The organism is Stenotrophomonas sp. RG-453, assembly GCF_033843685.1.
GTDB lineage: Bacteria > Pseudomonadota > Gammaproteobacteria > Xanthomonadales > Xanthomonadaceae > Stenotrophomonas > Stenotrophomonas bentonitica_A.
This window is the reverse complement of sequence record NZ_JAMYED010000003.1, coordinates 1-12,186: the sequence shown is the minus strand read 5'-3', so window position 1 is coordinate 12,186 and position 12,186 is coordinate 1. Positions and strand designations below refer to the sequence as shown.

Sequence of the window (12,186 nt, the reverse complement as noted above, 5' to 3'; positions counted from 1 at the left end):
ACGGCCTGCCTTCAGCGGGGTGGCCACTCGCTGGTGTCGTGGTCGGGGTGCTGGTGGGAAACGATATGCAGCAGGAAGTCGCCGGCCTCGGCATCCTCCTCGCTGCGCAACGCGCTCAGCGAGCCCAGGCGGTCCACGAAGGGCAGCTTGGCTTCGATCCCGTACTGGATCGTCGGCGGCAGGCGGGCCGGCTCGTCGAAAGCGCCCGCCGCGATCGCCACCCCATCCGGGGCTTCGTAGGTCAACGGGGTGCCACAGTCGGCGCAGAAGCCGCGCTGGACCATGTTGGAGGACTGGAAACGCCGGGGCTCGCCGCGGGTCCAGCGGAACTCGCTGCCACGCACCGACACCAGGGGGGCGTAGTACGCGCCGAACGCCTTCTGGCACATCCGGCAGTGGCAGATCGAGCTGTGGGTCAGCTCACCGACCACGTGGAAGCGGATCGCGCCGCACTGGCAGCCGCCGCTGTATTCGGGGAGGGACGGCATGGGATCGCTCCGACGGGGTCCGTGGGAAACACCATGCCACCCGCGGGGGGCGGGTGGATGGTCCGCGTACCGGCCGAGGGCCGGTACGCGTGGATCAATACTTCTGTTTCTGGCGCTTGGCCGGCTGGCCGCGCGGCGGCAGCTCGGGCAGCGAATCGTCCTTCTCTTCGACCAGGCGGAAGTCGATCTTGCGCTCTTCCATGCTGGCCTTGAGCACCAGGATCCGCACCCGGTCGCCGAGACGGTAGATCTTGCCGCGGCGCTCGCCGTTGAGCGTCTTGCGCACCGCGTCGAACTGGTAATAGTCGTGCGGCAGCTGGGTCACGTGGACCAGGCCGTTGACCTTGGATTCGTCCAGTTCCACGAACAGGCCGAAGCTGGTCACGCCACTGATCACGCCATCGAACTGGCCACCGACGTGCTTTTCCATCCACGCGGCGCGGTAACGCTCGTCCACTTCGCGCTCGGCTTCATCGGCACGACGCGCACGCTCGGAGCACTGCAGCGCCAATGCCGCCATCTCGCGCGGCGAGTAGGTGAACTTCTCCGGTGCGGCCCCGCTGAGCGCGTGCTTGATCGCACGGTGCACCAGCAGATCGGGGTAGCGGCGGATCGGCGAGGTGAAGTGCGCGTACGCATCCAGTGCCAGGCCGAAGTGGCCCAGGTTGTCCGGCGAATACACCGCCAGGCTCTGGCTGCGCAGCAGCACCGATTCCAGCAGTGCTGCGTCCGGTCGGTCGCGCACCTTCTTGAGCAGCTTGGTGAAATCGGCCGGCTGCACCTTCGACCACGGCGGCAGGCTCAGCTTGAATTCCTTCAGGAACTCGAGCAGGTCGGCGTACTTGGATTCCGGCGGGCGCTCATGGTCACGGAACGGCGCCGGCACGTGCTTGGCCAGCAGGTAGCGCGCAGCCTGCACGTTGGCCGCGATCATGCATTCTTCGATGAGCTTGTGCGCATCGTTGCGCACCATCATCCCGGCCTGGGTGACTTCGCCGGTGTTGTCCAGCACGAAGCGCACTTCGGAGGTTTCAAACTCGATCGCACCGCGGCGGGTACGGGCCTTGGCCAGCACGTGATACAGCTGGTACAGGCGATCCACCTGCGGCATCAGCGGACCGATCGCCTTGCGCGCGGCCGGGTCGTTCTCGCCCACCGCTTCCCAGACCTGGTTGTAGGTCAGGCGCGCGTGCGAATTCATCACGGCTTCGTAGAACCGCGAGTGGATGACCTCGCCCTCGCGGTTGACCTGCATGTCGCAGACGAAGCACATGCGGTCGACCTTGGGCATCAGCGAGCAGATGCCGTTGGACAGCGTCTCCGGCAGCATCGGCACCACGAAGCCCGGGAAGTAGACCGAGGTCGCGCGCTTCTGCGCTTCATCATCCAGCGGCGTACCAGGACGCACGTAGTTGGAAACATCGGCGATCGCCACGACCAGGCGGAAGCCTTCAGCATTCGGTTCGCAATAAACGGCGTCGTCGAAGTCCTTGGCATCCTCGCCATCGATGGTGACCAGCGGCGTGTTGCGCAGGTCTTCGCGATGGCCGATCTGTTCCGGGGTGACCACCATCGGCACTGCAGTGGCTTCAGCCAGCACTTCCGCCGGGAACTCGAACGGCAGTTCATGGCCGTGGATGGCGGTTTCCACCACCAGCGACGCGGTCAGCTTGTCGCCGAGCACCGCGATGATGCGGCCGATCGGCGGGCGGCGGGTATCCGGCGCCTGGGTCAGTTCACAGACCACCAGCTGGCCATCCCGGGCATCGCCGGTCTGGTCGGGTGGGATCTGCACGTTGCGCTGCACGCGCTTGTCGTCGGGCACCACGTAGTTGATGCCGAACTCGACGCTGAAGCGGCCGATCAGGCGGCTCATGCCGCGCTCCAGCACACGCGAAATGCTCGCCTCGCGGCGGCCACGGCGATCGATGCCGGTCACGTTGACCAGCACGCGGTCGCCATGCAGCACCTTGCGCATTTCAAACGGCGGCAGGAACAGATCGTCGCCACCTTCGACCGGGCGCAGGAAGCCAAACCCTTCCGGGTTGGCGATCACCACGCCGGTGATCAGGTTGACCGCCTGCAGCGGCGCGAATCCGCCACGGCGGTTCTGCACCAGCTGGCCGTCACGACACATCGCGCCCAGGCGCTTGCCCAGGGCATCGGCGCGGTCCGGCTCGGTCAGGCCGAGATGGATGGCGATCTCTTCGGCGGTCTGCGGGCCATCGCAGCGGTCGAGCAGCTGCAGGATCGCCTCGCGGCTGGCGATCGGCTGCGCATAGCGCTCGGCCTCGCGGGCGGCGAAGGGATCCAGCTGCACTTCACCGTCCAGCGGGGTGGGATGCGGGCGGCGACGGGTCGGGATGGGACCGGCGTGCGCGGGCTTGGGGCCCCGCTTGTTGCCACGCGGCGGCTCAGGGGTGTTCAGGGATTCGGGCATCCAGGGTGGCAGCTTGCCGGCCTTCTTGGCGGCAGCGCGGGGCTTGCCCGACGGACCGGCTGCCTTCTTGGGCGCCGGGGACTTGGGGGCTTTCGCGCCCTGGGTCGGTTTCTTTGGTTTCATTGACCTCAATAGTAACCGCTGCGGGTGTGCAGAACCGGTCAGCAGCACTGCCTGTGCAGGATTGTGAAGAAATTTCACAAAACCGTTGACAAGCCTCACGGACATGCCCAGAATTCGCCCCCTGAGTCGCCCAGGTGGCGGAATTGGTAGACGCACTAGCTTCAGGTGCTAGCGGGGGCAACTCCGTGGAGGTTCGAGTCCTCTCCTGGGCACCATGACTCGGAAAATGATCAAACCCGCGCAAGCGGGTTTTTTCGTTTCTGGCGTCCGCGCCACGCACGATTCGCGCGGGATGGACCGCGATGACGCTGCAATGCGTGGCAAATGAAATTTCCTGCGAAATCCTGTTGACACAATTCCGGATCTCCCGCAGAATTCTCCTCCTGAGTCGCCCAGGTGGCGGAATTGGTAGACGCACTAGCTTCAGGTGCTAGCGGGGGCAACTCCGTGGAGGTTCGAGTCCTCTCCTGGGCACCATGACTCAGAAAATGATCAAACCCGCGCAAGCGGGTTTTTTCGTTTCCGGGCGTCGGCGATGCGCGGCCCTGACCTGCGCCGACGCGCGACGCCCGATGGTCGCCGCATCGAACGTGCGATGACGCGACGAACGATCTGGCACGAAAAAATTTCCACCCGATCCTGTTGACACAATCACGCTTCTCCCGCAGAATTCTCCTCCTGAGTCGCCCAGGTGGCGGAATTGGTAGACGCACTAGCTTCAGGTGCTAGCGGGGGCAACTTCGTGGAGGTTCGAGTCCTCTCCTGGGCACCATGACTCGGAAAATGATCAAACCCGCGCAAGCGGGTTTTTTCGTTTCTGGCCGCCGCGCCCGGAAAGGCACGGAGCGCATTCCACGCTGGTCAGGAACCACAAAAAAACCCCGCCTTTCAGCGGGGTTTTTTCGTTTCAGCTTACCGCGAACACCTCAATGCCCACCGGCCGAGGCGGCACCCGCGCCTGCGCCGAACGGCGGCTTGGCCAGCCACAGGAAGGCGATGATGGCCAGGAAGATCCAGCCCAGCAGGAAGAAGATGTCGTTGAAGCCCATCTGCGACGCCTGGTGGTTGATCATGTTGTTGAGCGCGGCCGCGCCATGCTGCAGGTCGCCCTGCCCCATCGCGGTCACCTGGTCCTGCATGCCCGGGGTGTAGCTGGAGATGTGTTCGGTCAGATGCGCGTGGTGTTCCTGGGTACGGCGTGCCCACAACCACGTGGTCAGCGAAGCGGCGAAGCTGCCGCCCAGCGTGCGCAGGAAGGTGGCCAGGCCGGAGCCCGCGGCGATCTCGCGACCGTCCAGATCCGACAGCAGGATCTGCAGTACCGGCATGAAGAACAGCGCCACACCGATACCCATGATCAGCTGGATGCCGGCCACGTGGCCGAAGTCCACCTGCAGGTTGAACCCCGAGCGCAGGAAGCTGGTGAAGGACAGGAAGATGAAGGCGATCGTGGCCAGCATGCGCATGTCGAAGCGCGAGGCGTACTTGCCCACGAACGGCGTCATGATCACCGGCAGCACGCCGATCGGTGCGGTCGCCAGACCGGCCCAGATCGCGGTGTAGCCCATGTCACGCTGCAGCCACTGCGGAATCAGCAGCGCCACGCTGAAGAACGCCGCATACGCCACCACCATCGCCAGCGTACCGGCGCGGAAGTTGCGATGCCGGAACAGGCGCAGGTCGACGATCGGGTCCTTGTCGGTCAGTTCCCAGATCAGGAACACCGCCAACGCCACCACCGACACACAGGCCAGCACGATGATCTTGGTCGAACTGAACCAGTCTTCGTCGTTGCCCAGATCGAGCACCAGCTGCAGCGCGCCCACGCCGATCACCAGGGTGATCAGGCCGACGTAATCCATCTTCGGCTTTTCAACGTGCTCCGGGCGTCCCTTGAGCTGGTTGCCCACCACCAGCGCGGCGAAGATGCCCAGCGGCACGTTGATCAGGAAGATCCATTCCCAACTGTAGTTGTCGGTGATCCAGCCCCCGAGGATCGGGCCGGCGATCGGCGCGACCACGGTGATCATCGCCAGCAGCGCCAGCGCCTGCCCGCGTTTCTCACGCGGGTATAGCGAAACCAGAAGGCTCTGCGTGATCGGGTACATCGGGCCGGCGACGAAGCCCTGGATCGCACGCGACACCACCAGCATGCCCATGCTCTGGGCCAGGCCACACAGCAGCGAGGCCAGGGTGAAGGCCAGCGTGGCCCATACGAACAGCTTGGTCTCGCCGAAACGGCGGCTGAGGTAACCGGTCAGCGGCAGCGCGATCGCGGTGCTGACCGCGAACGAGGTGATGACCCAGGTGGCCTGCTGCGAACTGGCACCGAGATTACCGGCGATGGTCGGCAACGAGACGTTGGCGATGGTGGTGTCCAGGACCTGCATGAACGAGGCCATCGCCAGCCCTGCGGTACACAGGGCGACGTTGGCCGGCCGGAAGGCCATGCCTGGCGCCGCGGGGGCGCCCGGCGCGGCGGGAGCTTGTGCGGACATGGTGGCCTCAGCTCGCCTTGGCCTGCTGCGGCAGGTTGCTCTGGATGATCTGGTGGATCACGTCGTCGGCGCTGTGCAGCTGCTTGGCGTAGACGTCGGTATCGAACACTTGGCCCTTGGCGGTTTCGGTCGGCAGCACGGTGCCCTTCTGGTCACGCAGGCTCACTTCGGCCTTGATCGACAGGCCGATGCGCAGCGGATGCTCGGCCAGCTGCTTGGCGTCGATGGCGATACGCACCGGCACGCGCTGCACGATCTTGATCCAGTTGCCGCTGGCATTCTGCGCCGGCAGCAGCGAGAACGCCGAGCCGGTGCCCAAGCCCAGGCTGTCGATGCGGCCCTTGTAGGTCACGTCGCCGCCGTACAGGTCCGAACGCAGTTCCACTTCCTGGCCCAGGCGCATGTGGCGCAACTGGGTTTCCTTGAAGTTCGCTTCCACCCACATCTGCTCGGTCGGCACCACGGCCATCAGGGCAGTGCCCGGCTGCACGCGCTGGCCGACCTGCACCGAACGACGCGCCACGTAACCAGTGACCGGTGCGACGATACCGGCGCGGGCGTTGTTGAGGTACGCCTGGCGCAGCTGCGCGGCGGCGGCCTGTACGTCCGGCTGGGTGGCGATCACGGTGTCATCCACCAGCGCATTGCTGCGCTCGAAGGTTTCGCGCGAGCCGGCCACGGCTGCTTCGGCAGCGGCCAGTTCGGTGCGGGCATGCGCCAGTTCTTCGTTGGAGATCGCGCCGGTGCTGGCCAGATCCTTGCGGCGGTTGAAGTCCTCGCGCACGCGCTTGAGGGTGACCTGGCGCGCGTTCAATTCGGCCTGCGCACCTTCCACGCTGCGGTACAGACCGCGCACCTGGCGGACCGTCTTGGCGAGGTTGGCTTCAGCCTGCTGCAGGGCGACTTCGGTATCGGCCGGGTCCAGCTGGACCAGCAGCTGGCCGCGCTCGACACGCATGCCGTCATCGGCGTTGATCCCGACCACGGTGCCGCTGATCAGCGGGGTGATCTGGACCTGGTTGCCCTGCACGTAGGCATCGTCGGTTTCTTCGAACCAGCGGCCGAACATGAAGTACCACAGGGCCAACGCGGCCAACAGCAGCACCACGATGACCAGCAGGCCGCGCAGCAGCTTGCCGCGACGGGAGGGAGCTGCCTTCTCGGCAGCAGGAGCGGAGGTCTGACTCATGGGGATGACTCTCAGGAATGCGAGGATTCGGGGGTGGCGGCGACCGTGGCGGCATCGCTGGTCGGGGTGAAACCACCGCCCAACGCCTGGCTCAGGCGGACCGAAACAAGGATCTGGCGCGACTGCAGGTCGGCCAACCGCTGCTGGGAGACCAGCAGCTGCTCTTCGACACTGAGCACGTCCAGGTAGCTGCCGATGCCGGCGCGGTAGCGCTGCTCGGCCAGGTCATGGGCGGCGCGCGCGGTGCTGACGGCCTGGGCCTGGGCACTGGCCTGGTCGGCCAGCGAATGCACCGCGTTGACCTGATCGGCGACGTCGCGCAGCGCGTTGACCACCGACTGGTTGTAGTCGGCCACGGCCAGGTCGTACTGCGCGTCGCTCTTGCCCAGGTTGGCGCGCAGGCGGCCACCGTCGAAGATCGGCAGGCTCAGCGCCGGGCCGAGGAAGGCGAACGTCGAGCCGCTCTTGAGCAGCTGGTCCACTTCACTGGAGACCACACCGCCAAGGGCGGTCAGATTGAGGCTGGGATAGAACTCGGCCTTGGCCGCATGGATCTGGCGGTTGGCCGCTTCCACGCGCCAACGCGCGGCGACGATGTCCGGGCGGCGGCCCAGCAGTTCGCTGGGCAGCACGCCGGGCAGCTGCAGCGCCAGCGGGTTCAACACTTGCGGGCGCTGGATCTGCAGACCGCGGTCCGGGCCCTGCCCGACCAGTGCGGCGAGCGCGGTGCGCGCTTCGTCGATCTGCTGCTGCGCAGCCTGCTGCTGCTGCTGCGCGGCTGGAATGCGCGCTTCGGCCTGGCGGGTCTGCAGGTCGCTGTCGATGCCGGCAGCACGACGCTGGCGGGTCAGCTCCAGGGTCTTCTGCGAACGTGCCAGTTCTTCGCCGGCCACGTCATGCAGCTTCCACGCGTAGCCCAGCTGCGCGTACGCCTCGGCGATGGCGGCAGAGAGGTTCAGGCGCGCGGCCTGGGCGTCCACTTCGGCGGCATGGCCGCTGTCCACGGCCGCTTCCCAGGCGGCGCGCTTGCCGCCCCACAGGTCGATGCCGTAGCTGAAGCTCAAGTAGGCCTGGCCACTGCCGGCATAGCTGCCCCCCAGTTCGTCGCCAACCATCGATTCGGGCAGGCGCACACCGGTGTAGCCCCCGGAAGCAGAGAGGCTGGGCAGGCGTGCGGCACGCGCGGTGCCGATCTGGGCACGCGCCTGGCGCAGGCGCGCATCGGCCGCCTCCAGGCCAGGATTGCGCTGCAGGCCTTCGGCGATCAGCGCATCGAGCTGGGGGTCGCCCAGCGCGCGCCACCAGTCCGTGGCCGGCCAGCCGGGCTGGCTCAGGCCGTTGGCGGCCAGGGTGCGCTGGGTCTGCAGGCTGTCGGCGTCGAGCAGGCGGCCCTGCGGCTCCAGGCCGCGGCTGCTGGCACACGCGGCCAGCGCAAGCGCCAGCGCGGAGACCAGCACCGGCCGCAGCGGGCGCAGTGAATGAGAGCGTTCAAACATGGAAGTCATGGCGTTACCAGTGAGTCGCGTACACGGGTCATGAGGGAAAGCAGCTGTGCGCGTTCGTCCGAAGACAGATCACGCATGGCGTCGTCGATGGTCTGGTCGCCCCGCTGTTTGAGGCGGGCCCACAACTGGCGACCCGGCTCGGTCAGCACGATCTGCAGTGCCCGCCGGTCCTGGGCATGCGGTTCGCGCCGCACGCAGTCCAGGGCTTCCAGCTTGTCCAGCAGGCGGGTGACCGCGCTGGGTACCTGGTCCAGGGCCTGGGCCAACTCGTTGGCGGTACACGGGGCACGCGCCGCGAGCACCTTCAGGCCGAGATAGTGGGTGAAGCCAATGCCGAGGTTTTCCTCGGCCATCGACGTGTCTAGCTGACGGACCAGTCCATCGCGCACTTGGCGCAGCAGGAGTCCGAAGCTGGGGGGATGGGCATCAGGGCAGATCATGGGTGAGCATTCTCTTCCAAAAAATATATTTCTCAATAGAAATATTTAATCTGGAACCAAATGCTGTGTTGCAGCAATCAGAACAATGGGCAGGCGGCTACCTTAATGGCGGCCCGGACTGGCCGGGTATTACAATCTGGACAATGGATAACACTTTCAGGCCAGAGCGGGAGACGGCCGCCACCCAGATGATCCGCAACCAGGTGCTGGACTGGTTCGAGCGGGATGACGGGCTGGGAGTGCTCGGCTTCCGGATCGAAAGCGCCCGTGGGCTGGACCGGGAGATCGACTGGCACCAGCACCGGCGTGCCCAGCTGATCTGCGTGGAAGCCGGGCTGCTCACCGTCCGCACCCGGCATGGCACCTGGTCGCTGCCGCCCGGCTGCGCCGGCTGGATGCCGCCGGGCGAGCCGCACACGGTGGATATCTGCGGGCCCTTGCGCGGCTGGGGGGTGATCGTCAGCGCCGCGATGGCCCATGATCTGCCCGACGCGCCGTGCGTGGTGGCCATCTCCGATCTGCTGCAGGCGCTCGCGCTGCGCGTCACCGAATGGGTACCGGCGGCCGAGCCCAGCCTGCGCCAGCAGCACATGATCGAGGTGCTGCTGGACGAGATCCGCAATGCCCCGCGCCAGCGCATGCACCTGCCGATGCCGCAGGACCGCCGCCTGCTGCGCATCGCCTCGCAGCTGATCGCCAACCCGGCCGATGGCCGCAGCCTCGACCAATGGGCGCAGTGGGCCGGCCTCTCGCCGCGTACACTGACCCGGCACTTCCGCGATGAAACCACGCTCAGCTTCGCGCAGTGGCGTCAGCAGGCCAGGCTGGCCGAGGGCCTGCGGCGCCTGTCCGATGGCCAGAGCGTGTCCGATATCGCGCAAGAACTGGGGTTCAGCAGCCCCAGCGCCTTCGTCACGGTCTTCCGCCGCCACTTCGGCAGCCCGCCCGGGCGCTATCTGGCACGCAGTGGACACCTCCTGAACCCATCACGCGGCTTGGCATCCCCGGCCGCATCCGGATAATCGTCCGCCTGCGAGGGCGACAGCCGTCGCCGTCCCTTGCCACAGGTAACAATCCCGCATGACCGATCTTGCCCGCCCCGCGTTCCACGGCTTTGAACAGCTGCCCCTGCGCGAGTACGCCGAACGGGCGTACCTGGACTATTCGATGTACGTGGTGCTCGACCGCGCATTGCCGTTCCTCGGCGACGGTCTCAAGCCGGTGCAGCGCCGCATCATCTATGCGATGAGCGAGCTGGGCCTGAATGCCGCCTCCAAGCCGAAGAAGTCCGCGCGTACCGTCGGTGACGTGATCGGTAAATACCATCCGCACGGCGACAGCGCGTGCTACGAGGCGCTGGTGCTGATGGCCCAGCCGTTTTCGTACCGCTACCCGCTGATCGAAGGCCAGGGCAACTTTGGTTCGACCGACGATCCCAAGTCGTTCGCGGCGATGCGCTATACCGAGTCCAAGCTGACCCCGATCGCCGAAGTGCTGCTGGGCGAGATCAACCAGGGCACCACCGACTGGACCCCGAACTTCGACGGCACGCTGGAAGAGCCGACCTGGATGCCGGCGCGCCTGCCGCACCTGCTGCTCAACGGCACCACCGGCATCGCTGTGGGCATGGCCACCGACGTGCCGCCGCACAACCTCAACGAGATCGTCAGCGCGCTGCTGCACCTGCTCGACGACCCGGATGCGACGGTCGCCGAGCTGTGCGAGCACGTGAAGGGCCCGGATTACCCGAGCTTCGCCGAGATCATCACCCCGATCGCCGATCTGCGCACCATGTACGAAACCGGCTACGGCAGCGTGCGCGCGCGTTCCACTTTCCTGAAGGAGAACGGCAACATCGTGGTCAACGCGCTGCCGTTCCAGGTGTCGCCTTCGAAGGTGATCGAGCAGATCGCCGCGCAGATGCGCGCCAAGAAGCTGCCGTGGCTGGAGGACATCCGCGATGAGTCCGACCACGCCAACCCGGTGCGCGTGGTGCTGGTGCCGCGCTCCAACCGCGTGGATGCCGAACAGCTGATGGGCCACCTGTTCGCCACCACCGACCTGGAGCGCAGCTACCGGGTCAACCTCAACGTGATCGGCCTGGATGGCCGCCCGCAGGTCAAGAACCTCAAGACCCTGCTCAGCGAGTGGCTGCAGTTCCGCGGCACCACCGTGACCCGCCGCCTCAACCACCGCCTGCAGAAGGTCGAGCGTCGCCTCCACATGTTGGAAGGCCTGCTGGTGGCCTTCCTCAACCTGGATGAAGTGATCCACATCATCCGCACCGAGGATGAGCCCAAGCCGGCGCTGATCGCGCGCTTCGGGCTGAGCGAGGAGCAGACCGAGTACATCTTGGACACCAAGCTGAAGCAGCTGGCGCGCCTGGAAGAGATGAAGATCCGTGGCGAGCAGGAGGAGCTGGCCAAGGAACGCGACAAGATCCTGGCCATCCTGGACAGCAAGGCCAAACTGAAGAAGCTGATCCGCGATGAGCTGGTGGCGGACGCGAAGAAATTCGGCGATGACCGTCGCTCGCCGCTGATGCAACGTGGCGCAGCGCAGGCCATCGACGAAACCGAGCTGGTGCCAAGCGAGCCGATGACGGTGGTGCTGTCGGAGAAGGGCTGGATCCGTGCGGCCAAGGGCCACGACATGGACCCGTCGACCCTGTCCTATCGCGATGGCGATGCGCTGCTGGGCTCGGTGCGGGCCCGCAGCACGCAGCAGGTGGCGTTCCTGGACAGCGAGGGCCGCGCGTATTCGACCCTGATCCACACCCTGCCCTCGGCACGCGGCAATGGCGAGCCCCTGACCGGTCGCTTCTCGCCGGCCCCGGGCAGCGCCTTCATGACCCTGGCCAGTGGCGAGAACAACACCCGCTTCGTACTGGCCTCCACGCACGGCTACGGCTTCGTGACCCGCTTCGAGAACCTCACCGGCCGCAACAAGGCCGGCAAGGCGATGCTCAACCTGACCTCCGGCTCCAAGGTGCTGACCCCGGCCGTGGTCGCCAATCCGGAAACCGACCGCATCGTGGCGGTGACCAGCTCGGGCAACCTGCTGGCCATCGCCGCCAGCGACCTGCCGGAACTGGACAAGGGCAAGGGCAACAAGATCATCGACATCCCCAAGGCCAAGCTCGCCACCGAGCGCGTGGTCGCGGTGGTCTCGGTGGCGCCGGGCAACACGCTGCTGGTGCGCAGCGGCCAGCGCACGATGAACCTGTCGTTCAAGGATCTGGATACCTACCTGGGCACCCGCGCCACCCGTGGCCATCTGCTGCCCCGTGGCTGGCAGAAGGTGGAAGGGCTGGCGGTGGAGTAAGGTTCCAGCGTCGACGTGAATCGGAACGGCCGGGGAAACCCGGCCGTTTTTTTGGTTCTTCACCCAACTCCGGGGAAGGCCGCCCGGATCTTCAGGAAGAAATACGCGTCATCTCGGTATCCGTAGGCAACGCGCTTGATGACCTTGATCTTGTTGTTGATGCCTTCCACCAGGTTCGT

The 12,186-nt window shown here is 66.2% G+C and carries 9 protein-coding genes and 3 tRNA genes; 5 read left to right on the top strand and 7 right to left on the bottom strand.

Annotated features, from left to right (window positions below):
• Positions 1-11: 11 nt before the first annotated feature.
• Positions 12-488 carry a GFA family protein gene (locus NJD74_RS05585; protein ID WP_102789194.1) on the bottom strand — a complete coding sequence of 159 codons (477 nt, stop codon included), beginning with the start codon at positions 486-488 and terminating at the stop codon, positions 12-14.
• 94 nt (positions 489-582) lie between these two features.
• Positions 583-3,051 carry a ribonuclease R gene (rnr, locus tag NJD74_RS05580; RefSeq protein ID WP_070473714.1) on the bottom strand — a complete coding sequence of 823 codons (2,469 nt, stop codon included), beginning with the start codon at positions 3,049-3,051 and terminating at the stop codon, positions 583-585.
• 128 nt (positions 3,052-3,179) lie between these two features.
• Between rnr and NJD74_RS05575 the strand changes: the two genes are divergently transcribed.
• From NJD74_RS05575 to NJD74_RS05565, 3 genes are all read left to right on the top strand, one after another.
• Positions 3,180-3,266, top strand: a tRNA-Leu gene (locus tag NJD74_RS05575).
• 175 nt (positions 3,267-3,441) lie between these two features.
• Positions 3,442-3,528 (top strand) — tRNA-Leu (locus NJD74_RS05570).
• Positions 3,529-3,736: 208 nt separating this feature from the next.
• A tRNA-Leu gene (locus NJD74_RS05565) sits at positions 3,737-3,823 on the top strand.
• Positions 3,824-3,977: 154 nt separating this feature from the next.
• Here NJD74_RS05565 and NJD74_RS05560 read toward each other — a convergent pair.
• From NJD74_RS05560 to NJD74_RS05545, 4 genes are read right to left on the bottom strand one after another with little or no spacing between them, the layout of a single operon-like run.
• A complete protein-coding gene (locus NJD74_RS05560; protein WP_102789193.1) occupies positions 3,978-5,549 on the bottom strand; it encodes a DHA2 family efflux MFS transporter permease subunit in 1,572 nt (523 codons plus the stop codon).
• A gap of 7 nt (positions 5,550-5,556) precedes the next feature.
• The gene (gene emrA, locus NJD74_RS05555; RefSeq protein ID WP_046272032.1) at positions 5,557-6,738 is read right to left on the bottom strand and encodes a multidrug efflux MFS transporter periplasmic adaptor subunit EmrA; all 1,182 of its coding nucleotides are present in this window, start codon (positions 6,736-6,738) and stop codon (positions 5,557-5,559) included.
• Between the two features lie 11 nt (positions 6,739-6,749).
• Positions 6,750-8,234, bottom strand: coding sequence for an efflux transporter outer membrane subunit (locus NJD74_RS05550; protein ID WP_102789192.1), 1,485 nt, complete (start codon positions 8,232-8,234; stop codon positions 6,750-6,752).
• Positions 8,235-8,239: 5 nt separating this feature from the next.
• Entirely contained in the window at positions 8,240-8,683 is a 444-nt protein-coding gene (locus NJD74_RS05545; RefSeq protein WP_019184373.1) for a MarR family transcriptional regulator, read from the bottom strand.
• Between the two features lie 143 nt (positions 8,684-8,826).
• Between NJD74_RS05545 and NJD74_RS05540 the strand changes: the two genes are divergently transcribed.
• Positions 8,827-9,705 carry a helix-turn-helix transcriptional regulator gene (locus NJD74_RS05540; protein WP_102789191.1) on the top strand — a complete coding sequence of 293 codons (879 nt, stop codon included), beginning with the start codon at positions 8,827-8,829 and terminating at the stop codon, positions 9,703-9,705.
• Positions 9,706-9,763: 58 nt separating this feature from the next.
• Positions 9,764-12,007, top strand: coding sequence for a DNA topoisomerase IV subunit A (gene parC, locus NJD74_RS05535; RefSeq protein ID WP_102789190.1), 2,244 nt, complete (start codon positions 9,764-9,766; stop codon positions 12,005-12,007).
• Between the two features lie 59 nt (positions 12,008-12,066).
• Here the strand turns inward: parC and NJD74_RS05530 are convergent.
• Positions 12,067-12,186: transposase (locus NJD74_RS05530; RefSeq protein WP_148105806.1), on the bottom strand; the 120-nt coding region annotated here is incomplete at its 5' end.

Bases quoted from the DNA above. Each gene is read 5' to 3' on its own strand.
- NJD74_RS05560 (WP_102789193.1), bottom strand. From the start codon at position 5,549: ATGTCCGCACAAGCTCCCGCCGCGCCGGGCGCCCCCGCGGCGCCAGGC.
- NJD74_RS05545 (WP_019184373.1), bottom strand. From the start codon at position 8,683: ATGATCTGCCCTGATGCCCATCCCCCCAGCTTCGGACTCCTGCTGCGC.
- parC (WP_102789190.1), top strand. From the start codon at position 9,764: ATGACCGATCTTGCCCGCCCCGCGTTCCACGGCTTTGAACAGCTGCCC.
- emrA (WP_046272032.1), bottom strand. From the start codon at position 6,738: ATGAGTCAGACCTCCGCTCCTGCTGCCGAGAAGGCAGCTCCCTCCCGT.
- rnr (WP_070473714.1), bottom strand. From the start codon at position 3,051: ATGAAACCAAAGAAACCGACCCAGGGCGCGAAAGCCCCCAAGTCCCCG.
- NJD74_RS05540 (WP_102789191.1), top strand. From the start codon at position 8,827: ATGGATAACACTTTCAGGCCAGAGCGGGAGACGGCCGCCACCCAGATG.
- NJD74_RS05550 (WP_102789192.1), bottom strand. From the start codon at position 8,234: ATGTTTGAACGCTCTCATTCACTGCGCCCGCTGCGGCCGGTGCTGGTC.
- NJD74_RS05585 (WP_102789194.1), bottom strand. From the start codon at position 488: ATGCCGTCCCTCCCCGAATACAGCGGCGGCTGCCAGTGCGGCGCGATC.